The following is a 24,120-nucleotide window of genomic DNA, read 5'->3' on the forward strand; positions in this document are numbered from 1 at the left end:
GAAAGTGCCATTGACCCAATTAAAGAGGTTCTTGCCCTGAGAGAAAAGTTTCGCTCCTTAGGCTTAGAATTTACCATTCATGCCGATGCGGCTTGGGGCGGTTATCATGCCTCTGTGATTCGAGAAGACTTTGATATGCCAAAGCCAAATGCTTTCATGGCACCTCCTCCAGCCATGCCATTAAGTCAATACGTGACCGAACAATTCAATGTCCTTGGTCATGCTGATTCTATTACGGTAGATCCGCACAAATCAGGTTACATTCCATACCCTGCAGGGGCGCTTTGCTATCAAAATTCAGCAATGCGCGATCTGGTAACTTTTAGTGCTCCAGTAGTTTTCCACGGCGACGCAGAGCCAACCGTTGGCATTTATGGCGTAGAAGGATCGAAACCTGGAGCGGCGGCGGCGGCAGTATACCTAAGTCATAGGGTGATTCGACCCTCCAAGAGTGGCTATGGAAAAATCATTGGTGCGGCTTTATTTAGCTGTAAAAAACTTTATGCACGTCTTTTGTGTATGGCGCGTCCTGACGATCCTTTCATTGTCGTTCCCGTTCCGCAACTACCAGCTGAAAAAAATGCTCTTTCCGATATCGACCAACAAATTCAATTCATTCGCGATAGAATTGTTGGCAAAACTAATGATGAAATCATTGCAGACCGTGAGGCAATAGCGTTGCTAAGAGAACTCGGACCAGACGAAAACATCTTGGCTTATGCTTTTAACTTTAAAACTCCATCGGGGATAGTTAATACAGATTTAGCTCTGACAAATCGTCTTAATCAAGCTATTTATAACAGATTAAGCATCAATCCTGGAGAGGATATTTACGGTTATGACTTAATAGTCAGCACCACAGATTTGCACGGCGATCAATACGGAAAGGTTTTCATCGAAAACTACAAACACCGTTTGGGAGTTTCTAGTTCAGCAGGTTCCTTGATTACAGTCTTGCGCTCTGTGGTGATGGACCCGTGGATTACCGAAACGGCTGAGGGGTCATTCCTTGATGTGCTGGAGCAAGAGTTTCGCAAAGCAGTTTACGCAGCTCTTGAAGAAATTTCACCAATCCAAACGAGGGGGTACTAACCGATGCCTGGTCGAAGATTTGCGCTTTATTTTTCTTGGAATCGACCCAAGGAAATAGGCGCTGAGTTGGGTAAGTTAGAAAATCGATATTCAACGCTGTTTGAATTTCGTCGTGCTATTTGGCCTTTGTACGAATGGGCAAGCAATCCGGCTAATTACAATCAAGGCATTTCTGGCTTCTTAGATCATGTCGTTTTGTTTGACTTTCAACACTTTAGTGATGTTGTTGCTGAGGCGACAGGAAACCCTGTCAGTTTAATTCAAAGAGGAGGAGATGCGCCTCCCGTACAAGAACTTGATGAAGATTTTCTCAAAAACATTGATACCCTGATTGTAGTAAGTTTGGATCACTTTGAGACTGGACAAAAAGCTACTCAGGGCGAAATCGAAGCAATTCGACATTTTTTAGAACGCGAAGAAGCCTGCTTGTTGATTTCTGCCCAACACGATGTAGGTGCGAGTGAAGATTTAGCAGCCCGTGAAGTGGAGTTTCAGCATCACGGCGATCGCCTCGTTCCTTCTCAGCAGCGCATCGGTGGATTTGCCAGATCGCTTTTAGCAGGACTTGGGTTCGATATCAAAAATCATTTTGGACTCAATCCTGCTAAATGTCCCAAAGACAATTCTCCTGCACCTTTACGCATATTTTCCGACTTGGATGAACTCAAGATTCTTCAAGGAGTGAATACTTTTAATCTACATCCTCATCTTCCCCACTATTACGTACCTGATTGCCTTTCTAAATCTGTTTGTATTCTCGCCAAACAACTCATTAATCCCCAAGCACCCAGACATCCATTTACTGATGCGGGAAATGTTGATTTTAATGCATTGTTATGGATTTTCCCACATGGAATTCAAGCGGGCAATTTATTTGTCTGCGACGCAACTCTTTGGAGTTCAGCTTTTGGTGGAGTTAAAAGTCTAGAAGTCTTTTGGCGAAATTTAGCTCACCTCAAGTGAGCGACTATAGAGATTTTCTTCTGAATGCAATACGCGGTAGAGACGTACAGCCGTGCCTTTACAACTAGAAACGGGAGCAAATCAGTAGGAAAGCACAAATAAACAGAAGAATGTAAAGAAAAATTAACGTGCTGAATGCATTGGAGTGCAAAACCTGACCAAATAATTCGTAATTCGTAATGAAAAATTCATGAATTACGCATGACGAATTGGAGCGAAGCGACTTGACTTTTCATGACGAATTCACGTCAGCCGCAATTGTGACTTCAAGGAATTGGTTGCAGCTATCAACGAGTGTAACTATGCCCGGTTGTCCGTTAATCTCTATAATGTTAGCAACTGCTTTAAAAAGTCATTTGCCGTCAGGGTTCTCTAGTAAGAAAGAAGCTAAAGACGGTTGGCAATGCCTGCAGGCATGGTTGAAGCAGCATGACGTGTAACTCTGTTCTCATCAGTCATTTCACCAATATGAAAGAAAAAAGCCATTTTTCTGAAGAAGCAGAGGTTTTCGTCTTTCCCACTTCTTTCGCCCAGCAGCGATTGTGGTTTCTCGACCGATTAGCACCGGGCAATCCCTTTTACAATGTTTCAACAGCACTTCGCCTGACAGGTTCCCTCAACTTAGGGGCACTAAAGCAGGCATTCAACGAAATTGTCACCCGCCACGAAACGTTACGCACCGTATTTGTGATGGTGGACGGTCAACCAGTGCAAGCTATTGTACCCTCCTTAACGATACCTCTTCCCGTCATAAACCTATGCAATTTCCCAGTTACAGAGCGTGAGATACAAGGGCGACAAATCGCACTCGCAGAAGCTCAACGTCCTTTCAATCTAAGCGTCGGACCATTGCTGCGAGTGTTGCTGCTAAAACTGGGTGAAGCAGAATATGTGCTGCTGCTAAATCTACATCATATCGTTGCTGATGGCTGGTCAATTGGAGTGCTCATTAGAGAACTGGGGGTCTTATACAAAGCTTTTGTAGAAAACAAGCCATCACCCCTGCCGGAACTACCCATTCAGTATGCAGATTTCGCGGAATGGCAGCGCGAGTGGCTGCAAGGGGTTGGGGAAACCAATAATTCGCCCCTTCAAACCCAATTAGCTTACTGGCAAAAGCAGTTAGATGGGATTTCCGTGCTGAATCTCCCTACTGACCGACTCAGACCGGCAGTTCCAAGCTACAGGGGCGGGAAACAATTTCTAGAACTACCCCACTCTTTAACTCAGGCACTGGAGACACTCAGCTACTCTGAAGGCGTTACTTTGTTCATGACTTTGCTGGCGGCGTTTCAGACGTTGCTCTATCGCTACACCCAGCAAGAGAACATTGCAATAGGTTCACCCATTGCCAATCGCAACCGCAGCGAAATAGAAGGGTTAATTGGTTTTTTTGTCAATAGTTTGGTGCTGCGTACTGATTTATCAGGTAACCCGACGTTTCGAGAATTGTTGCATCGAGTGCGAGAGGTCACTTTGGGAGCTTATGCCCATCAGGATTTACCTTTTGAAAAGCTGGTAGAGGAACTGCACTGCGATCGGGATTTAAGCCGCCATCCCCTGTTCCAGGTCGTATTTAGTCTCCAAAACACTCCCATTCCAGCGCTAGAGTTACCAGGGTTAATGCTTTCGCTATTCGAGTTCGACAGCAAAACTGCAAAGCTGGATTTGGAGTTCCACCTGTGGCAAGAATTAGAAACTCTCAAAGGACAAGTGGTGTACAGTACTGATTTATTTGATGACGCCACCATTACCCGGTTGTTGGGACATTTCCAAACCCTACTAGAAAGTATTGTTGCCTATCCAGAACAACGCCTTTCCAACTTGCCAATCTTAACGGAGGCAGAACAATCTCAACTACTTATCGAGTTCAATCAGAATCTATCTAAAAAACTAACTGGAGATAGATGCGAACCCAGCCAAATAGGAACAATTACAAGCCGCCTCCATCTGGATGCATCTGGGGTTGAAAATTCACAATCTAAAATCCAGCAGTGTTTTCATCAGTTATTTGAAGCGCAAGCAGAGCAAACTCCCAATGCCATAGCAGTGGTTTTTGAAGACAAGCAGTTAACCTACCGCGAACTCAATATCCAAGCTAACCAACTTGCACATCACCTACAAGAATTGGGGGTTATTCCGGAGGTTTTAGTTGGTATCTGCATGGAACGATCGCTCTCAATGATAGTTGGCTTATTGGGCATCCTTAAGGCGGGTGGTGCATACTTGCCTTTAGATCCGAGCTATCCTCAAGAGCGTCTTTACTTTATGATGAACGATGCGGGAGTGTCTGTTCTGCTCGCTCATTCTTCTTTGGTTCGCGGCAGTTACCTCAAATCGGGAAACCAGCCTCTTCTTTTTCAGGGGTTATCTGTGGTTTGTATAGATGAAGATTGGGCAACTATTACACGGTGTAGCAGGGAAAATCCTAGGAGCAGTGTTAGCTCTGACAATCTAGCATACGTTATTTACACCTCTGGTTCGACAGGACAGCCTAAAGGTGTTGCGATCGCTCACAGAGGATTGTCCAATTTGGCAAAAGCTCAAATAGAGGTTTTCAACTTACAACCGAGCCATCTCATTCTGCAATTTGCGTCATTGAGTTTTGACGCCTCAGTTTTTGAAATTGTCATGGCATTGGGAACAGGAGCCACTCTTTATTTAGCAAAGAAAGAATCCCTCCTACCAGGACAGGCTTTGCTCCAACTCTTGCGCGAAAAAGCCATAACTCACGTCACCCTTCCACCTGCAGTGTTGGCAGTCCTACCCACAGAATCACTTCCCCCATTGCAAACTATTATTTGTGCAGGAGAACCCTGTTCCCAAGACATTGTAAAACCTTGGTGGAGTTCCGGGCGGAAATTTTTTAACGCTTACGGACCCACTGAAGCAACTGTTTGGTCAACCGTTGCAGAGATTAGTTCTATCAGTGAAAAACCACCCATTGGTTGCCCGATTGCTAACACTCAAATCTATATATTAGATAAACATTTACAACCTGTACCAATCGGAATTCCAGGCGAGATATACATTAGTGGCGATGGACTGGCGCGGGGCTACCTCAACCGTCCCGAATTAACTGCCGAACAGTTTATTCCCAATCCTTTTACTAATAAAAAGGGAGCACGGCTTTACAAGACAGGTGACTTGGCTCGCTATTTACCAGATGGCAATATTGAATTTTTAGGTCGCATTGACAATCAAATTAAAATGCGCGGATTCCGCATTGAGTTGTCAGAAATTGAAACGTTGTTGAATCAGCATCAAAGCGTGCAAAAAGCAGTCGTCATTGCTAAAGAGAACCCATTGGGTCATAACTACTTGGTAGCTTATTTTGTTCCCATCTCCCAGCAGCTACCGACAACTATGGAACTCCGTGAATTCTTAAAAGCAAAATTGCCAGAATACATGGTGCCAAATGCCTTTGTCTTGCTAGATTCTCTACCCCTAACACCTCATGGCAAAGTGGATCGCTATACCCTCGCTTTCAATACTCCAATCAGCCATTCAATAGATAAAACCTTTATCCCTCCTCGTACTCCCATCGAATTAAAATTGGCAACAATTTGGACTAAAGTTTTTAACACTGAGTCTGTAGGGATTCACGAAAATTTCTTTGACTTGGGAGGAAATTCCCTGCTAGCCGTCAGCCTTTTGGAGAGAATCAACAAGCAATTTGAGCGGAACTTGCCATTGTCTACCCTATTTTTAAATCCAACAATTGAAAGTTTAGCAACTTGTTTAAGCCCCGAAACCGATTCTCTGCCTTGGTCTCCCTTAGTTGCTATTCAGCCTGCTGGTTCAAATCCACCCTTTTTCTGCGTTCATCCAATCTTTGGTGTTATCTTTCCTTACTACGAATTAGCCCATCATTTGGGAAAAAACCAACCATTTTACGGGCTACAGCCCATTGGCATTGATGGCGAAAGTTCTCCCCTCACTCGCATTGAGGATATGGCTGCTTACTACATTGAAGCATTGCGTAGAGTGCAGCCGAAAGGACCCTATTGTTTAGGAGGTTGGTCTTTTGGAGGTTGGATTGCTTTTGAAATGGCTCAACAACTCCAAAGGTCTGGGGAAGAAGTGGCTTTACTGGCTGTACTGGATACCTCAGCACCCATTAAGGGCAAATTACCTTCTTTTGGCAATAGTTTCAAGTTTTTTCTCACCACGGCAGTACGATATATCTGGCCCTTTTTATTCGATTACTTTTTTCTAATTGCCGACTTTAGCAAGAACCGACTTAACAGTTTAACTTCTCGATTTCCTTTCTTTCATAAGTTTATGCGATGGCTGGAAACCAAGCTGTTCTCACACATTATCCTAAAAGAGAGCACTGCAGCCAACCTCATATCAGACGAGTCTAAGTTACGCATTTTAAGGGAGTTCGCAATTCGCCCCATGCTTCGGGTTTTCTACGCCAATAGCCAAGCCGTTCTCAATTACGTTCCCCAAGCCTACCCCAAACCCATAACTCTTTTCAAAACAGGTCAGAATTCAAGCATTGGCGGGGGAGATGCAAGCATGGGTTGGGATGAGCTAGCTGTTGGAGGAACGGAAATTCACACCATCCCTGGCAATCACCTAACCATGTTGAAACCACCCCATATCCAGTTTTTAGCCGCGCAGTTAAGAGCTTGTATTGAAAAACACCATTCTTAAACAAGGATAGATATGTCTTCTGAAGAGGTTTTCGTCTTTCCAGCATCTTTTGCCCAACAGCGGTTGTGGTTCCTTGACCAATTACTCCCTGGTAATGTTATTTACAATGTACCAACAGTTATACGGTTGACAGGTTCGCTGAACTTATGGGCACTAGAGCAGACCTTTAACGAAATTGTGCATCGCCACGAAACCTTACGCACCACGTTTAAGATGTTGGATGGGCAACCCCTACAGGTGATTGCACCCAGCTTCACAAAACCTCTTTCCGTATTAGACCTCCGGGAATTGCCACCAGGTGAACGGGAGGCTGAAGCAAAGCACATTATCGCTACAGAGATAGAACGTCCTTTTGATTTGTCCAAGGGATCTTTGCTGCGAGTGATGGTGCTTGAGCTTTCCGAAACAGAACATATTCTATTACTGAATATGCACCACATTATCTGCGATGATTGGTCTATTGGGGTGTTGATTCGGGAACTGGGAACACTGTACGCAGCTTTTGCAAATAAAGACATCACAGACAAGATTTCTACGCCCCTACCGGAACTTCCTCTTCAATACGCCGACTTTGCCCATTGGCAGCGCGAGTGGCTGCAAGGAGTAGGAGTAAACGGCTGTTCGCCCCTCCAAACCCAGTTAGCTTATTGGCGACAGCAATTAAAGGACGTGCCAATGCTGCATCTGCCCACTGACAAACCCCGACCTGCTATACAAAGCTATCAAGGAGCAATAGAATTTCTAGAGTTACCAAAAAAGCTAACTGACCCACTCCAAGCACTGTCGCAGCAAGAAGGGGCGACTTTATTTATGGTCTTGCTGGCAGTATTTCAAACCTTGCTCTACCGCTACACCTATCAGGAAGATATTGCAGTAGGTTCGCCAATTGCTAACCGGAACCGCAGTGAAATTGAAGGGCTTATTGGTTTTTTTGTCAATAGTTTGGTCATGCGTACTAATTTCAGTGGAAACCCGACTTTTCGAGAACTACTAAGCAGAGTACGGGAGGTTACATTAGGAGCATATAGCTATCAAGATTTGCCTTATGAAAAGCTTGTTGAAGAACTGCAGCCAGAGCGAAATTTGGGTTACCATCCGCTATTTCAAGTGGGTTGAGGAACGAAACCCAACATTTAAAGTATGAAGATTTTGTGTAGATTGGGTTAAGTATTAAGAAAGTGGGCAATCCCCAGCCTACATAAATGTCAAATTTATAGGGGTAACAGCTTACTTTCTTCTCATAGAAACAATTGCTTGAAGCTCTTGCAAATGTTCTGCACTCACAAGCCCTTCATCTTCTGGAGAAGATGCTTGTTGTTCGCCCAAAGTGTCTACTTCTTTTGCAATAATTGATAATGCTTGCCCTTGACCCATAGAAGTTTTTAACAATTCAAACCTTGTAGGTTCATCAAGACGACATAACAGCTGTGAAATGAGGCGATGAATTCGCACCTCATTTCCAAAATCAAAGATAGTGTTAGGTTGGTCTTCCGGACATAACAGTTGTTCGCCGACATCAAATAAAGCTTCTACAATAACAGAAATACAATGAGTGGGAATGACTTTCTCGGCATAATTTTCAAGTCGTTCTAGAAATTCTCTGACTAAAGTTGTACCATCGTAACGCTTTTGCCGAGTCAGTTCTATAAGTTTTTCTCCAAAAAATTTCGCATGACAAGCCGAAGAAAGGACAGCTTTTATCTGAGTATTAGACAGATCGGCTTCTAAGAAATTTAAACGAAAGTAAATAGGGAATATTTCCTGGCAGCAAACACGTAATTGCTTTTGAAAATCAACAATTTGCTTTTCAATAGATTTGCTATTACCCCAAATCATTTCCAACTTAGGGAAAAGGTACATTAGCAACTTTTGGACTGGCTGCTTGTCCTCATCTGGTAACTGAGCCATCCAAAAATTATGAAAATTTTTCAGTTCTTCTAAAGAATAATTTCGTTCTTCTAAAAAAGCATTCTTGTTTTGCCAAATGGTATCATATGCTATTGGGCAAAATACGCGGAGTGATTCTAGAGCGATAAAATCAACTGGATTGACTTCACATTCTACGGCTGGATAGGTCACTGTTAATCTATCGATCAGACGAACAATATCCTGAAGATTGGTAATAAAGTAGTCTATCCCATAAAAGTAGACATTGCTCCAGCGAGTAGGCTCAAAGAGATCCTTGCTTTTGTCACCAATAACACCATCAAGTTTTTCAAAAAGTAGTCTGCGGAGTGAGGTTTTACCAGGACTGGGTAACTCAAAAGCAACCTGAACAATCCTATCAAGATATTCTTGACCGGGTGTGCCTTGACTGTCTGCCAGGGCTTTGATGACAACTTCTTTATCAAAAACCAGAAGATAGACAATATTAGTAAGATTTGGAATTGCTTTTAAAAGGCGAAATAATTGCTTGATATCTTCTGTAGGAAGCCTATCAATATCATCAATTGTGATGACGATTCGTCGTTGCTGCTTCATTAGTGAATCTTCGACTTCTTCTTTTAACTCGGAAGTTTCTTTTTGCTCGTCGTCAACTAGTGTTGCAACTGCCTTACCAGCCTGGGCGTAAGGTAGAGGAATTTCAGAAATTGCTTTGGCAACATTGGCAATTCTCTCTTTCAAGCCTTTGGGAACAGCAGTGACTTGACTTAAAACATTTTGTAATTGATCGAAAAAACGTCTTGTAATGTCTTGATGTCCGGAAAACAGCCAGGGGTTAAACGGAACGATGATGGGTTGCTCCTCATCTGGCTTTTGTTTAAGATAGTGAACCACAAGGTTTAATAGTGTGGATTTGCCCGAACTCAAGGAACCGTAGACCGCAATGACAAACCCTTCCGAAAAAGACATTTTGCAAATACTGTCTGCTAAATGCTTGGCAAAGGTTGCATATCCGAGTCGATCTTGTTCCGGCTTAATTGAGGGAATGCCTTGTGATAAATCGTTAATTTCAGCTTGTGCCATAGAAAAAACCTTATACCAATACCGAAATCCTGTCATATAGAGTAGGGTAAGCAATGCCACCTGCGATAGAATTCTTGCATTTGCAAAGTAAAACTCCATGAACCATGCACATAAATTGGCAAGTAGCAAAAACCTACGAAGATGTTCTCTATCACAAAGCTGAAGGCGTTGCTAAAATCACTATCAATCGCCCTCACAAACGTAATGCCTTTCGTCCAAAAACCGTGTTTGAATTGTACGATGCCTTCTGCGATGCCCGTGAGGATACAACAATTGGTGTCGTCTTATTTACTGGTGCAGGTCCACACACTGATGGCAAATATGCTTTTTGTGCCGGCGGTGACCAAAGCGTGAGGGGAGATGGAGGTTATGTAGATGATAACGGTATCCCCCGTTTGAACGTACTGGATTTGCAACGTCTTATTCGTTCCATGCCAAAAGTGGTGATTGCTCTTGTCGCTGGGTATGCAATTGGTGGTGGACACGTTCTACACTTAATTTGTGACCTTACCATTGCGGCAGACAACGCTATTTTTGGACAAACTGGTCCGAAAGTAGGTAGTTTCGATGGTGGTTTTGGTGCCAGCTATCTTGCTCGCATTGTGGGTCAAAAAAAGGCAAGAGAAATTTGGTTTCTCTGTCGCCAGTATAGTGCCCAGCAAGCACTAGAAATGGGTTTAGTCAATTGCGTTGTTCCAGTAGAACAATTGGAAGCGGAAGGTATCCAGTGGGCGCAAGAGATTTTAGAAAAAAGCCCGATTGCAATCCGGTGTTTAAAAGCAGCGTTTAATGCTGACTGTGATGGACAAGCTGGTTTGCAAGAGCTAGCTGGCAATGCTACCTTACTCTATTACATGACAGAAGAAGGTAAAGAGGGTAAACAAGCTTTCCTAGAAAAGCGTCCACCTCATTTTCGCGACTTTCCTTGGCTGCCATAAAAACGCAAAGTCGCACCTTTAAAGGTGCGACTTTGCCATATACTAAAGTCTTGAGTAGACCTACAAATGTTAAAAAAATTTTATTTCTTTCGGACAAACTGCGATGTCAGCTTTGCGCTTAACGATTTGACTTGTTTTGGTTTGACGAAACACAGTTAAACAACAACTGCCTGTGCCTGAGTTTTTGTCGGCTCAGAAGAGTTTTTCACTGTTTCTTCAGCAGGAGTGAGTGCTCCTTTAGTTAAACCTGAAGCTAAGACTGGTGTGCCATCTGGCAAACTCCAAACATCTTCCAAAGTTTCCCAAGAAGGAACAAAGGGTGGAACTGCTAAAGAACAAGCTTTCCAATTTCCTTGCACCGGTGCTCCCAACTGCTGGCACATACCACCACGACGACCTTCGGGCTGGTAATAACGACAATAACGACAGGCAGATGTCAAGAATTTAATGTGTTTCATAAAACCGTGTGGGAAATATTGTATTTACGCGTATTTACACGCGGGAGGAAACAGAAAGTGTACTATTAACAAGTACAACAACTTAGTTTTTATGGCTAATAAACCAGGAACTAAGCAAAACCTTTTTGATAGTCTCCTCGATCGCGTTCAACAGGATGTCCCCTCTTAAGGCAACCGTTAAAACGGTTTTATAGATAGTACGGACTGGAGAAGCACCCGTAAGTACGTTCCAGTTGAACGCTTAAATTTACTCACTCAACTTCTCTCTATCTAAGGAGAGAGTTGATGAAATCTAGTGCCATTTATGGCTGATTTTCATCTTTTATTTTGCGTCTATCTATAAATGGGGTTGAAAGCCAAAACCCGTGAATATATCTAGGTTTTAGCGATCCCAACGAAAAAGTTAACTTTAGAATCTTTTTAGGTTTGTGTTATATTTTTCAATTTTTTTGTAAACAAAATCGTACATTAATTGCATTGGGTAAAGCATACTCAACTAAATCAAAAGTACTTGGGGATCAAAGCTAATACTCAACATAACCATTTCGCCACTCTTTTAACTTCAGCCTCAAGTGGCACTTTTAGCGAGCCCCGAAACTCATCTAGTGGCATAGTTAACATAATTAAACAGTCATTTAAATAATGACTTTAGTCGTAGTGCTTTTCTACCTTTTGGGAGAAGAAGCTATTGATAAAGAAATTCCACTTTGAGCCAATTGAAAACGGGTTAAACTGTAATTCTACTGTTGAAAAAAAGTAAAAAGTGTGGCGTTTCAAACAAAATTCAGTATTTTTATCAGTATTGCCAAAAAGCAGGTAGTCGCGCTAAGTCCTACCATTTTACAAACAGGATGATACACATTGATACTCAACACCAATGTGGCAGACGTTGGATAAAGGATTTCCAAGAAATAAATTATTCACGTTGTGGGATGGGCGTTCTCGCCAGTCCTGTATTGGTGGTGGGCTAGAAGCCCGCACCACGCACAAGAAATTTTGGAGTTTTTCCTTTGGAAGCCCCTAATATAATGTTGGATATAGCCTAACCAGGCATCTAGAACTCAGCTAGGGGTTGGAGCGACTTAGAATTGCTTAGCCGCACAAAGAGAACAAACTTGCCAGCGCTGAAGCTCACCAACTGGGGTGGGACATTGGCATGTAGGGCAAAGAGGTAATCCGAGCGTGCGTGCTTGCACTGTCTCAGACCAGTTACGGAAAGCAGTATTTGCATCCTTTGGAGTGGCAGTCGGCTTGGCAGGTAAATTCTTACCATCACCTACATAACTGGGGTGATGGCGTGGAGAAATGATTTCCTGTTCGGCGTTTGGATTTTTGGGGCGTTGCCATCCTGCTGTAGAAAAATGAATATCCACCAAAGCAGTGGACAGCTTATCATTCACCTTCAACAGCAAGCGCTTTCGCTCAAAAGTTAAGTTTTGTGCCCAAGCGGCGCTAGAGGTAGCCACCCGCAAAACATCACGTTGAATTGACAAAGGTTGGGTGTGAGCGGCTACGGCTATTCCCACGATTTCAGCCCAACACTTGAGTAATTTTGGAAATGGCTGTTCCTGCCATTTAGCCTGTGTTTCCAGAACACTTAAAATATCATTAAGAGATTTCAACGTCATGCCGCCAACCTTGGCAAAAATGCAGTTTCCCTCTGCAGTATCAATATATATGATAATTTTCGCTAGGATTGGCACAATCGTATTTTTAATTAAGCTATCAGTCATTAGCTATCAGCCATTAGGTCTTTGCTAACTACTGACACACTTTTAGCTTTGTCATTATTTTGGAAATCCAGGTTTGAGGCAGACAGGCAATGAGTCAAAACCCCCTAGTAGGTTCGGGTGCTCAATCTTCCAAACCACATAGGTTAAAGCCAGCACTAGCAGCAGCCCTTGCTAGTTTAGAAGTACAGTTAGATCAAGAGTTAGCCCGATATAGACGCACAAGAACAGGATATAGAACATTGAGCCAACCCCACATTGGTAGATTGATTGGCAATCAACTTCAAGAGTTGACAGCCATCAGTACGATGGGGGAAAAATCTCAATTATCAGCAGAAGAGAGTTTCCCACATGAGTTGGAGAATTTTGGCTTGGCTACAACTTCGCCTGGGAAAGCAGCGCTGGAGCACGAGGAAATACCCACTAGTGCAACAGCAATCAACACGCCACCGAGATCCATAGCAGAAACTCAACCCAAAGTACATTCTCCAGCAAAAGCTGAAGAAGTACTACAGCGAGAAGTCATACAAAGCTTAACTGCGTCAGTTTCCTCAACAATTGAGGAACTCGAAAGCTCCCTGTCTTCTGACCCTGCTAAAACAAAAACAACTCCACCATCCAGTTCTGTGAGTATAGTCACTGTAGGTGTAAAAGAACACAAAATCCCTCCCAATTTAGCGGAGGTAGATAAAACTACTGATGATAACCGTCTTCCACCAGAAGACTACTTAGAATCTTCTGAGGCATTACTGCGGAGCCTCACAGAAGACCAACCAAAGGAGAAAAAGCAAACGAGTTCTAACAATGACAGTTTGCTATCACCACTGGGTATAGGCTCAATGCTACTATTACTAGTAGCAAGCATGACTTTAGGCTACGTAGTTTTTAATCCTAAAAGTTTGCCACAGATAAGTTTAGAAGGATGGTTTAAACAAACTTCACCAACAAATGCAAAAAATACTGAAGAAGGTGCAAAACAATCTACAAATGTACCTTCGCCAACGCTGGCACCCATACCCAAGTATCCCAATCTAGCCACTGATGAGTTTCCAGAAGTGAGAGATTCAAATGATGTCGTTGGCTTAAAACCCAAACCGAAACCTATCCCAACAGTGGCACCAAACCCAGTACCCCCGTCATTTCCTGTCAGTTCACCACCAACACAAGCCGTTCGACCCTTAGCACCACCGACTACAGCCCTGCCACCTACAGCCCTACCACCTCCAACGGCAACCACTTCTCCAAAACCTCCAAGTACCAAACCAAAGCCGAATGGAGAGATAAAACCGTCAGTAGATGGGTTCTATCACGTAATTACAGATAATAAGGGCAATAATGCCCTTGCGTCTGTAAGGAAAATCATTCCCGATGCTTACTTGTCAGATGACGGTAGTCTTATTTATCTTGGTGCGCTCAAAAACAAAGAAAAAGCACAAACTTTGCTGCAACAACTTCAAAGCAAAGGCATTAAAGCTAGAATTCAACAGCCGTGAAGTACTCACCACCAAAACGGAGTCCCGTTTATGGTGGGGAGTGACACCGATTTAGCGAAAAGCAGTAGTGGCGGTAAACTTTGGCAATATGTATGGAGTAGTGGGCGATGGGATTTATTGACCGTATCAAGCGGGTAATTCGTGCAAACCTCAACGGTTTAGTTGCAGACGCTGAAGATCCAGAAAAGATACTGGAACAAGCCGTTATGGAAATGCAGGAGAATTTGGTGCAACTGCGACAGGCAGTCGCCCAAGCAATTGCTACCCAAAAGCGTACCGAACGACAGGTAGCTAGTTCCCAATCTACAGCGGCAGAATGGTATCGTCGTGCTCAATTGGCTTTGCAACAAGGTAACGAAGCTCTAGCAAAAGAAGCGCTAACCAAACGCCGAGCTTATCAAGAAACTGCAACAGCACTTTTATCTCAAATAGAGGAGCAAAATGCAGTGGTGACTAAGCTCAAACAGGAGATGCGGACGTTAGAGCTAAAAATGACCGAAGCGAAGAATAAAAAAGATATGTATATCGCTCGCGCCCGTTCAGCTGAGGCTTCTTATAAACTCCAAGAAATGCTAAACCCCACTTCCAACGCAAAGAGTATGAAAGCTTTTGAGCGCATGGAAGACAGAGTTTTACAACTGGAAGCCCAAGCTGAAACTATTTCTGTGACTGCACCAGACAAACTGCGTTCATCCTTTGCCTCTTTAGACGAAGGTGATAGTGTAGATGCAGAACTCAGAGCCATGAAAGCGGATCTTTCTACTAACTCCGGGAAATTACCCCAGCAATTGCCAGGAAATCCCGATAAGTAAAAGATTGGGCAAAGACTGAAGTTGAAGAATATCCTTATTATTAAGGGCTTGTTGAGCAGTACCGATTTAAACCGGAAGAACTACATTGAAATAGGTAGCTATAAATAGTAAAAAAGCATACCTGCCCAACTAAGCGCGTAAATCACTCATAGGAACAAGGAAGTTATGGGATTATTCGATCGCATTAGGCGAGTCGTCAGTGCCAATCTCAACGACATGGTCAGTAAAGCAGAAGACCCTGAGAAAATGCTGGAACAAGCCATCCTGGAAATGCAGGAAGACCTAGTACAGCTCCGCCAGGGCGTTGCTCAAGCGATTGCTGCCCAAAAACGTACTGAGAAACAGTACAACGATGCACAAAATGAAGTCAACAAGTGGCAGCGCAATGCCCAACTTGCTTTGCAAAAAGGTGATGAAAACTTAGCAAGACAAGCATTGGAGCGTAAAAAGACGTTTAACGAATCTGCAGGTTCACTAAAGGCTAGCCTAGATCAACAAACCAGTCAAGTAGATGCTCTCAAGCGCAATTTAATCCAGCTAGAAAGCAAAATTGGAATGTACACCGCATCTCCTGGTTCTACTATCTGAATTTCATTATCTATATGCATCTCTCCTTTCCCAGTAAGGATGTAATAGACTTCGGAAGTAGTCAAGGAGTGGGGAACTGAGGTTTTTCCGATTGGCACTACTGCATGAGCTAGACTGTACCTTAATTCCAAAGGTTGCTTATCAGGATGCAAAAGCTCTCGCAAAAGTGTGCCATCTCCAGCAATGAATTTTTCGCACGTACTAAGTTTTTGAATCAACATTGGCTTAAATTAGGTTGACTTTTGTTCTAGTTGAATCTGCACGGGTAAACTACGAGCTCCATTTTGGGTAGACACGATCGCTAAATATCGCCGTTGCGTTTGTGAAGTTCCTGTGACAATCTGTTTGAGCGGTCCAATTGTAGTAACGATCGCAGCTCCTGCCTGATTAGTTTTAAACATCTCCAACGGTTGAATCTCCCCATAGGGTGAGTTTGGGTGTTCCAAGAGTACCAGCTCATAGCTCTGTTGTGGTTGCAGTCCAGTCACCGAAGCTTCCACAAAATCAATTAATCCCTGATTATTAACAGCAACCGTTGTCACTGCTTGCTCAGAGGACGCTCCGGGAGGTCCCATAACCAGATGTTCTGCTAAGCCTAAATTACCTAATGGTTGCAAATTTGCTAATCCATCTCCTTGAGGAACCGCGTTCGGAATGTAAACTAATGCCTGCGAACTTTGTCCACTGGGATTGGTTGCAATAACTTTGTTAGTCAAGGTATCGATTGCAGTTGTACCCGTCCCATTTTCTAAGGCAACATAAATTCGCGTACCATCCCCTGAAGGCCATAACCCGTGAGGTAAATCGCCAACTGGGATTGTCGCAACTAATTTGGGATTATTAGTTGTAGTATAGGCTTTCACAACATTCTCGCCACCTACGGTGACATAAGCGAATTGACCGTTTTGATTCCGGGCAAAATTGACGTGATTGGTGATAGGTCCAGTATCGAGTGTGGCGATCGTATTGAAAGGCGGTTCTGCACTAAATAGTTGAGTTTTGCCAATATCTTTCAACGTGAACCAGACTTGCTTGCCATCAGGTGTTGCAGCAATATTAGGACAGAAAGGCGAATTTTGAGGAACTTTTGCCACAATTCGATGGGTAGCAACCTCAATCACCTCGGTTTCAGGTGTAAAACTGGAGCAAACAAATCCATACTTGCCGTCTGGACGAAAAATGGTCATTCCGGGTCCATTCCCTACTGGTATTTGCAACTTCTCTTCATAGGTATAAGCATCCAAAACAGAAACATAATCTTCTCCCCGAACCGTTACCCAAACCTCTTTACCATCAGGCGTAAAAAAGGCTTCATGCGGAGAGCGACCGACATAAGTAATGTGCTTAACTTGATTGGTTTGAGTATCAATGAACGTAACCGAATTCGAGCCTATAGAAACCGCAACTACAGTCTGGTAGTCTGGCGAAAAACCCATACCATGCACGAGAAGTTGTCCTCTGTATAAAGGACTTAGATTGTCTGGTAATGTTTGACCCAGACGAATAACTCCCAGAAGTTCATTGGTTTGTGGATTAATAACTGAAACCGTGTTGGAGAACTGATCGGCACTGTAAACGCGATCGCGGGAGCTAATTGGAATAATCCGGGCAGAAGCCGCAAAAGGAGCTTGACCTGCCAGAGTAGGAATTGCTACGCTGAGTAGAATAACAAGGGCAAAACTGATGATACGCAACTTCATTGGGTTCCTCTCGAATTAAATCGTCAAGTGAAGCATTTATAATCTGTATCAGAGATATACTAGATATACCGCTTTTCAATTGGGTGCAATAGACATCTCCAAAAATTAATTACGCGTTCGCCAAAACCCTTAGTAGGGGCTCTCGGCCGTTCGCCCTTACATCATTTCTGGAGAGGTCTAATACATAAAAAAGTTTGGAACCGCAGATGCACGCGGACAAACGCAGATAAATTTGTACTTCATTCAAGTGAGAATCGCTATAATCCATGCCGATTTGAGCAACATTGCCGATCCTAATGAGATTGAGCGGACAATGGATGCTCCAGAACAAGCTGCATTAATGCAATTTCTGATTGCTGAGTCACAATAATTTCTTGTGCCAATCGTCGTAAACGAGAATCAGTTCCGTACCGCAGCTCGACCTTTGCCATGTCAATTGCACCCTGATGATGAGGAATCATCATGACAGCAAAATCGACATCTGGATTACCAGTCATAGGAACGCTGGACATGGCAGTATCCATTGAGATCATTGCTTGATTCAACGCATCACGATTGGGCAGATTATCCGCATAGACGGGCAGTGAATTGAACGTAAACAGATTCAGGGTGAGGAAAATTACAAATAATATTAGCATGACAACAAATTGCGGTAGCCAGTGTGAGATAAGTAACTAGACAAAATTAAATACACTCGCACTCGTCCGGGCACGGGACATTGGGCAAAGCAAAAAAGTTATTGAAATTAATTGTGTCTAACTACTAAGCAACAAAGTAAATGAGTTGTTTATCAGAGTACTTGATTGATTAAAGGTGCAATTACCGCGATATTCTTAACCAACTCATCGGAGAGAGAGAACCTCTGTTTTAAGTAATTGGGATCGTTGTAACTCAGCCACACTTTGCCGTCAGCCGCTTCCCATACCAATACTTTCAGAGGTAAATCCAGGATGGAAATTGCCTAACTGGTTGGAACCATCATGATGCCGAAAATCAAGTAATGTCTCAGCTACAACATTACCAATCCCGGTTACCGTATTGGTATCGGTGGAAGTATCGCTAGGATTGTAGCCGAGGCTGTTCATCAACTGATTGAATTTAGCCTCCTCGGTCGGAAATAAATCCACCAAACTCGTATAAGCAGCATAGCTAATTGCTTGGTTTTTGTTGTCAAAGGTGTTTTCTGAGTTAGGACGTTGCAAAGTATCGCCTAGTTGAGTTCCAACCGCCACCGGATCGTAAGCACTCCAAGCATCGAAGATAGCAGTGTGGAGAATAGCTAAGGCTCGTCCAGCCACTGTAACATTAGTGCCTGTGTCCTTTATCGATTGAAAACGTGGCTGAATGCCGAAGACAAAAAATGCAACCTTCAACAAGAATAGCGCTCGCTAAAAGTATTTATGACAAATCCTTCAACTTTATTAACACAAGCTTGAGAGTTCTTTAGACGATAAGCCGTAAGCACTACACACTCAATCTGCGATCCTGTAGGGATCTGAAGAATTGTCAGTTTCAGGATTAGTACTTCCGTTGGAATTCAAATTCCAACTAAAGTTGGAGCCAAGCTTTGATTTTGAGATGGACTTATTCATCAATCACTTTATTGAATAAAAGTTTCAACTTTAAGTGGATGACAAGTTTAGAGTTAATTGTATATGTTGAATTTATGCAAACACTAATATAGCAATCCTAAATCATTGATGAGAAGTTTGGAAATAATTGAGCGATGTTCTTAATTGCTACTACACCACCAAAGTCAATTCCGTGAATTCCCTAAAATAACCTCAGGCAATCGCTATCTAAAAAATTGGATTTTATACTCCATTTTTTGCACCTTTTTAATTACTATTACTTATTGACAAATTTTGAGTTTTATAAATAACGCAATTAGGGACTTAGGTTTTGTTATGTTTGAAGCTATTTTGTGAAATGGGAGTGTAAGCAATTATGCAAACAAGAGCAACCAGTTTCGAGAGTAAAGGTCTAAAGTGTTCTGTCACTTTTTACAGCCCAGATCGAGTCGCATCCGGCGATCGCTGTCCAGCCATTGTCATGGCTCATGGAATTGGTTTGACCAAAGAGATGGGCTTGCCACACTTTGCTGAGCGTTTTGTTCAAGCCGGATTCGCTGTCTCACTGTTTGATTATCGCTACCTTGGTGCCAGTGAGGGAGAGCCTCGCGGACAAATGATCCCTGCCGAGCAGCATGAGGACTACCGCAATGCCATTACGTGGACTCAACTACAAAGCGAAGTTAACTCCGAACGCATAGGTGTGTGGGGCTTCTCCTACAGTGGCGGTCATGTGCTACATCTAGCCGCATTCGATCGGCGAGTGAAAGCGGTTGTAGCACAAATGCCTATGGTAAGTGGTTTTCTCAACACTCACCGTTTGACCTCTCCACTTGAACTTGAAGAACTCACGAAGATGCTTTCACTTGACCGGATAAAACGGTATCAAACTGGAGAAGTAAACTACTTCCCGTTGGTTGCCCCGTCCGGTCAACCCAGCTTTCTTGCAACACCCGATGCATATACTTGGGTAGAATTGACCAAGAGCGCCAGTGAAGGAAGATGGGAGAATCGGATTTCCTATGAATCAATTGAACACTGTCTCTATTACGAACCAATTCCTCACCTCGAAGCCATCTTTCCAACTCCGCTATGCCTTATCGTTGGTGAGAAGGACTTTCTTGCACCTGCTGAGTTGACCGCGGCTATCTATGCTCGTGCGATGGAACCGAAGTCTCTCACAATTTTGAAGGGCGGACACTTTGATGGTTATCAAGGAGAAGGCTTCGAGATTGCAAGCACAACTGCGGTGAAATGGTTTGAGAAATATTTGATGCAGGCTTGAATTTCTGCAATTTCCATTCTAAGTTGGAGTTTTACAGCAATACGATGAAAAGCTTTGATGCCAAAGCGATCTTGTCTTAAGAACTTCCAAATCTTCACAAGCTACTGACTCAAACTACACTGTTGGCTGTCTACTCCAATTTACGATCTCTATTTTATGAACAATCTCGAATTCACCGCGATCGTTGCTATGGGTTCTATTTTGGCGGGCTTATTAAGTTCTTTAACCGGGCTAGGAGGAGGAGTTGTGATTGTGCCACTCTTGACCTTAAAACTGTTCTCCAAATAATCAAGAAAACTATAACCAAAACGCTACATTGACTGCACCCTAGTTCCCGTTTTCAACTTCAATTGGTAATCACAACAATATCATCAACTCTGATGGATTCGCCCTTCATAGCCCGAACAATTGGTAGTTTTTCAGTGGGATATTTTCTATCAGTTCCTGCCTGATAAAATTGATAAACCTCAGCGAATTGCTCTGGTATCACTGAAGGATCGACCCCTTTACCTACTATCTGAATTCTCAGTTTATTAGCGTAGTAAGGGCGTCCTGCCGCATCCACTACCATAATAGCCACCGGGATCGCTTCCAGAAATTGAGTCATCCGACTTTCGCCTTCGCGGAGTTTTGAGTAGAGTTTGGCATTTTTGATGGCAATGGCTGCTTGGGTTGATAACCACTTCAAAACTTGCGATCGCTCTGGTGTAAAGACTCCAGTTGTCAATTGATTTTCTAAATACAACACCCCTACAAGTTTACCGCGATCGAGCAATGGCAAACACAAAATAGATTGAGTTTGATTGCGTTGAATGTATGGTTCATTGATAAAATTGCCTTCACGAGTTGCATCATTTAAGATCGCACATTCATGAGTCCGGATAGTATAATTAATAATTGATTCGGGAAGTAAATTTGTTATTGGAATAGATTGCAACACTTGTGTCTCATAGACATTCCTATTCAGTCCAATAGTTGCTTCAATCGTCCATTTTCCATCATTTTCTAAAATCAAAAACCCTGTTTGTGCTCCTGCATTTTCGATAACAATCTTTATCAAAGAACTGAGTAATTGTTCCAGTTCAATTTCACGAGAAATCATTTGCGATGCTTTCATGATTGCCACAAAATCAAAAGCGATCGCTGAAATATTAGAAATAGCTCCAGAAGTGATACCAATTGACGTAGAAGGCATTCCTAACGACTGAGGAAATAGCTTTGGAAAGCGATTTTCTAAATCTTTGACCTTTGCCATTGCTCCCCAAAGCGAATAGCAGTAACGTGCTTCCTTCATGTAAGTTTGGGCAATTTTATCCCTACCTCGCGCTAGGTAATGTTTAGCAGCCAGTTCATATGCCAACGCCTCTTCTTGAATATATCCATTTTCTCTAGCATTTTGAATGGCTTGCTCGTAGAACTCTTCTGCCTCAAATAACTGACCTAATACTCGTGCAGTTTCTGCCTGTACCAGATGATATTTATGCAAATGATTCATTGGTGCATAATCTGACCAGTGCTTCATTTTTTCCTGGCTAAGGGCAACGTTTTTGAGGATTTCCTCCTGTGCTCGATCGCTACTTCCGGAATAGGTTGCGAGCCTTGCCAGAGAATCATAGAAGTAATACAAAGGCTCAAGGGGGGCTGCTCTTCCTTGGAGCGAATGACTTTTCGCTAAAATTGCGTTTTCAACTGCTTGAGAATACTCAGAAAATAGATAGCATAGGATAAGTTTGTTCAAATAGGCCTGAAAAATGACGACTCTGTCTTTTTCGTCTTGTATCGGTCTATTCTCCTCGTTGTAGCATTCCCCAATGAGACGGGTAGGATTGACCGAACATCCCATTAAATTTAAGACAGACTGCTGAAATATTTGAGTCCAAGTCAGTGCTGCTTGCTGTTTGATTTGACGCATAGCTTCATTGTATTTTGCCATCTCGCGTTCAACTTCCACAAGTTCCTTTCCAATGACAAAGGATTGGAGGCAATAACTATGAGCGCAATAGGCTGCAAACTCTAAATCCCCAGTTTCCACTCCAATTTGGTAACCGAGTAGTAATGGCTGAGATATTTCTTTGGCGTGTTCTTTCCAGTGGATGATAAAGTTATTGACAATGAGCAATGTCCTAGCTCTAAGTGAATGAGTATTCATCCGTGATAACAGCTTTAGAGCAAGCTGTCCAAACTCGTAGCCAGACTCTATGTTTCCAATCATCCCACAAAGAACGAATCCAAAGTTGGCATACGCAAAGGGAGATAGAAACGTATTACCATATTGTATTGACAAGTTGACCTGTTTAGAGACAACTAAAGGCATCAGATCGGGAGCAGCTATGTAGGCAGCAATCGTTATGCTTGACAGGATTTGCATCGCCGCCAACTTGTCCGGCTCAGTCAATTGATTTAAAGTTTCTATTGTTAATGGCTTCAAAACAATCTCTTTAAGCACTACTCCCCTTTTCTTCAATTTCCCCAAAGTTAATACAAGTGGATGCGTTGAATTCACTTCATTATCTCTATAAGCTCCTATCAAAAATAAGAATTGAGTTGGCTCGTCAAGCAGTAACAATTCAATTAACTCGAGCGTTGCTGAGTCGATCCACTGCAAATCATCTAAGAAAATTGTCAGGGGATGTTCTTGGGAACAAAATACCCGCACAAACTTCTGAAAGGTGAGATTAAAGCGATTTCGAGCTGCTGTTGCTTCAACTTCTGCTACAGGTGGCTGCTTACCCACAATCAATTCTACTTCTGGAATAACATTAATAATAATTTGAGCGTTGCTACCCAAAGCCGTTAGTAAGCGTTCTCTCCACTGTTGCACTTGCTCCTCTGGTTCGCCAAGCAATTGCTGTACCAATTTTTGTAAGGCATCTACTATTGCGCTATAAGGAACATTGCGCCCAAGTTGCTCGAATTTTCCCCAGATAAAATAACCCCGCTTTTGGGTAATAGGTTTATAAAGTTCCCGTACAAGTGCTGATTTTCCAATTCCTGCATAACCTAACACCAACATCATTTCGGTTTTGAATGCTGGCTGATTTGTTTGTTTTATTTCCCAAGTTGTTTCTAAATTATTCTGAGAGCAAGCAACACGGTTAAACGCTGCTAGCAACATTGCGACTTCCCGAGAACGCCCATATAATTTCTGGGGAATTTGAAACCGAGCCGAAATATCTTGAAGTCCCAATTGGATATTATTAATTTTACCAGTTTCTTCCAGTTGCTGAGCACAGCTTTCCAAGTCTGCTTTAATTCCCCAAGCACTTTGATAGCGATCCTCTGCATTTTTCGCCCAACGCTTCTCAGTAACAAATTGGTATCTACAAGGTAAGCCACTAAATCTCTTCATCCTCCTCATATATTCCTGCCCGACTCACAGCATAGTCGTCAAGTAATGGAGTATTTCTTCTGTGGCTGTCTGCCCATTCACGAAATGCCTTTACCCACTCAGAAGGAGTGGCAGTTTCATAAAAAGGACGTTCAACTTTAGATTTCACCAACTGCAATAACATGGCATCAAGGTGAGGTTTCACTGTTTCTTCTGATAAATTTGTAATCTGAGCTAATGTTTGAGTAATCTGCTGGATCTCAGTTGTGTGCGCTTCTTTAATTTCATGAAGCACAAGAGATTCGCTATTTTCACCTGTGGGTGTGCTGGCGTTCATAGGAATTGAAGAAATAAGGTTTGACGATTAACTTTACTATAGTGCGACCGTCTGGTTTGAATTTAAACTATATAAACAATTTACAATGTATTACAAATGGTTCCTGAACAACAAGAGACTTTGAGCGACCTTTTAACGCGTAACCGAGAGGGGCAACTTAATGAGCCAGATGTAAAACAATTAAGTGAGTTAATGC

Annotated in this window: 18 protein-coding genes and 4 pseudogenes; 12 read left to right on the forward strand and 10 right to left on the reverse strand. The window is 42.8% G+C overall.

Features of this window, described 5'->3' with window-relative positions; all coding sequences use genetic code 11:
* The 5 genes and pseudogenes from ACYRY3_RS10700 to ACYRY3_RS10720 all read left to right on the forward strand — a co-directional run.
* Positions 1–1,092 (forward strand): annotated as a pseudogene (locus ACYRY3_RS10700) (decarboxylase); the annotation flags it as partial.
* 3 nt (positions 1,093–1,095) lie between these two features.
* Positions 1,096–2,055 carry a hypothetical protein gene (locus tag ACYRY3_RS10705; RefSeq protein WP_460201659.1) on the forward strand — a complete coding sequence of 320 codons (960 nt, stop codon included), beginning with the start codon at positions 1,096–1,098 and terminating at the stop codon, positions 2,053–2,055.
* A gap of 224 nt (positions 2,056–2,279) precedes the next feature.
* A complete protein-coding gene (locus tag ACYRY3_RS10710; protein WP_460201660.1) occupies positions 2,280–2,495 on the forward strand; it encodes a hypothetical protein in 216 nt (71 codons plus the stop codon).
* 28 nt (positions 2,496–2,523) lie between these two features.
* Positions 2,524–6,717, forward strand: coding sequence for a non-ribosomal peptide synthetase (locus ACYRY3_RS10715; RefSeq protein ID WP_460201662.1), 4,194 nt, complete (start codon positions 2,524–2,526; stop codon positions 6,715–6,717).
* A gap of 12 nt (positions 6,718–6,729) precedes the next feature.
* Positions 6,730–7,827: pseudogene (locus ACYRY3_RS10720) on the forward strand (condensation domain-containing protein); the annotation flags it as partial.
* 117 nt (positions 7,828–7,944) lie between these two features.
* Here ACYRY3_RS10720 and ACYRY3_RS10725 read toward each other — a convergent pair.
* Positions 7,945–9,684 carry a KAP family NTPase gene (locus ACYRY3_RS10725; protein WP_460201663.1) on the reverse strand — a complete coding sequence of 580 codons (1,740 nt, stop codon included), beginning with the start codon at positions 9,682–9,684 and terminating at the stop codon, positions 7,945–7,947.
* Between the two features lie 104 nt (positions 9,685–9,788).
* Between ACYRY3_RS10725 and menB the strand changes: the two genes are divergently transcribed.
* Positions 9,789–10,622 (forward strand): 1,4-dihydroxy-2-naphthoyl-CoA synthase, encoded by an 834-nt coding sequence (gene menB / locus ACYRY3_RS10730; RefSeq protein WP_460201664.1) that lies wholly within the window; start codon positions 9,789–9,791, stop codon positions 10,620–10,622.
* Positions 10,623–10,777: 155 nt separating this feature from the next.
* Here the strand turns inward: menB and ACYRY3_RS10735 are convergent, their stop codons facing one another.
* Positions 10,778–11,080, reverse strand: coding sequence for a hypothetical protein (locus ACYRY3_RS10735; RefSeq protein ID WP_460201665.1), 303 nt, complete (start codon positions 11,078–11,080; stop codon positions 10,778–10,780).
* Between the two features lie 877 nt (positions 11,081–11,957).
* Between ACYRY3_RS10735 and ACYRY3_RS10740 the strand changes: the two genes are divergently transcribed.
* Positions 11,958–12,104: a hypothetical protein gene (locus tag ACYRY3_RS10740; protein ID WP_460201666.1), complete on the forward strand. Its 147-nt coding sequence runs from the start codon at positions 11,958–11,960 to the stop codon at positions 12,102–12,104.
* Between the two features lie 58 nt (positions 12,105–12,162).
* Here ACYRY3_RS10740 and ACYRY3_RS10745 read toward each other — a convergent pair whose 3' ends face one another.
* The gene (locus ACYRY3_RS10745; protein ID WP_460201727.1) at positions 12,163–12,708 is read right to left on the reverse strand and encodes a DciA family protein; all 546 of its coding nucleotides are present in this window, start codon (positions 12,706–12,708) and stop codon (positions 12,163–12,165) included.
* A 194-nt stretch (positions 12,709–12,902) separates the two neighbouring features.
* On the opposite strand from ACYRY3_RS10745, the gene ACYRY3_RS10750 reads away from it, so the two are divergent.
* The 3 genes and pseudogenes from ACYRY3_RS10750 to ACYRY3_RS10760 all read left to right on the forward strand — a co-directional run.
* A complete protein-coding gene (locus ACYRY3_RS10750) occupies positions 12,903–14,303 on the forward strand; it encodes an SPOR domain-containing protein (protein ID WP_460201667.1) in 1,401 nt (466 codons plus the stop codon).
* Positions 14,304–14,410: 107 nt separating this feature from the next.
* Positions 14,411–15,115 carry a PspA/IM30 family protein gene (locus tag ACYRY3_RS10755; protein ID WP_460201668.1) on the forward strand — a complete coding sequence of 235 codons (705 nt, stop codon included), beginning with the start codon at positions 14,411–14,413 and terminating at the stop codon, positions 15,113–15,115.
* 165 nt (positions 15,116–15,280) lie between these two features.
* Positions 15,281–15,667, forward strand: a pseudogene (locus ACYRY3_RS10760) (PspA/IM30 family protein); the annotation flags it as partial.
* Here ACYRY3_RS10760 and ACYRY3_RS10765 read toward each other — a convergent pair.
* The 5 genes from ACYRY3_RS10765 to ACYRY3_RS10785 form a co-directional block, all read right to left on the reverse strand.
* Positions 15,619–15,924: a cupin domain-containing protein gene (locus tag ACYRY3_RS10765; protein WP_460201669.1), complete on the reverse strand. Its 306-nt coding sequence runs from the start codon at positions 15,922–15,924 to the stop codon at positions 15,619–15,621. The pseudogene ACYRY3_RS10760 and the gene ACYRY3_RS10765 overlap by 49 nt on opposite strands.
* A gap of 9 nt (positions 15,925–15,933) precedes the next feature.
* On the reverse strand, positions 15,934–17,403 hold the full coding sequence (locus ACYRY3_RS10770) for a YncE family protein (RefSeq protein WP_460201670.1): 1,470 nt from the start codon (positions 17,401–17,403) through the stop codon (positions 15,934–15,936).
* Between the two features lie 293 nt (positions 17,404–17,696).
* The gene (gene copM / locus ACYRY3_RS10775; RefSeq protein ID WP_460201671.1) at positions 17,697–18,041 is read right to left on the reverse strand and encodes a CopM family metallochaperone; all 345 of its coding nucleotides are present in this window, start codon (positions 18,039–18,041) and stop codon (positions 17,697–17,699) included.
* A gap of 152 nt (positions 18,042–18,193) precedes the next feature.
* The gene (locus tag ACYRY3_RS10780; RefSeq protein WP_460201672.1) at positions 18,194–18,331 is read right to left on the reverse strand and encodes a hypothetical protein; all 138 of its coding nucleotides are present in this window, start codon (positions 18,329–18,331) and stop codon (positions 18,194–18,196) included.
* Complete coding sequence (locus ACYRY3_RS10785) at positions 18,312–18,779, reverse strand: DUF6851 domain-containing protein (protein WP_460201673.1); 468 nt, start codon at positions 18,777–18,779, stop codon at positions 18,312–18,314. The genes ACYRY3_RS10780 and ACYRY3_RS10785 overlap by 20 nt, the downstream gene beginning before the upstream one ends.
* A gap of 571 nt (positions 18,780–19,350) precedes the next feature.
* Between ACYRY3_RS10785 and ACYRY3_RS10790 the strand changes: the two genes are divergently transcribed.
* Together ACYRY3_RS10790 and ACYRY3_RS10795 are read left to right on the forward strand one after the other, a co-directional pair.
* The gene (locus tag ACYRY3_RS10790) at positions 19,351–20,259 is read left to right on the forward strand and encodes an alpha/beta hydrolase (protein WP_460201674.1); all 909 of its coding nucleotides are present in this window, start codon (positions 19,351–19,353) and stop codon (positions 20,257–20,259) included.
* 156 nt (positions 20,260–20,415) lie between these two features.
* Positions 20,416–20,526 (forward strand): annotated as a pseudogene (locus ACYRY3_RS10795) (sulfite exporter TauE/SafE family protein); the annotation flags it as partial.
* 79 nt (positions 20,527–20,605) lie between these two features.
* On the opposite strand, the gene ACYRY3_RS10800 reads toward ACYRY3_RS10795, so the two are convergent.
* Together ACYRY3_RS10800 and ACYRY3_RS10805 are read right to left on the reverse strand one after the other, a co-directional pair.
* Entirely contained in the window at positions 20,606–23,608 is a 3,003-nt protein-coding gene (locus tag ACYRY3_RS10800; protein WP_460201675.1) for an ATP-binding protein, read from the reverse strand.
* The gene (locus ACYRY3_RS10805) at positions 23,595–23,924 is read right to left on the reverse strand and encodes a hypothetical protein (RefSeq protein ID WP_460201676.1); all 330 of its coding nucleotides are present in this window, start codon (positions 23,922–23,924) and stop codon (positions 23,595–23,597) included. The genes ACYRY3_RS10800 and ACYRY3_RS10805 overlap by 14 nt, the downstream gene beginning before the upstream one ends.
* Between the last annotated feature and the right edge of the window lie 196 nt (positions 23,925–24,120).

This window comes from Scytonema sp. NUACC21 (assembly GCF_054684315.1).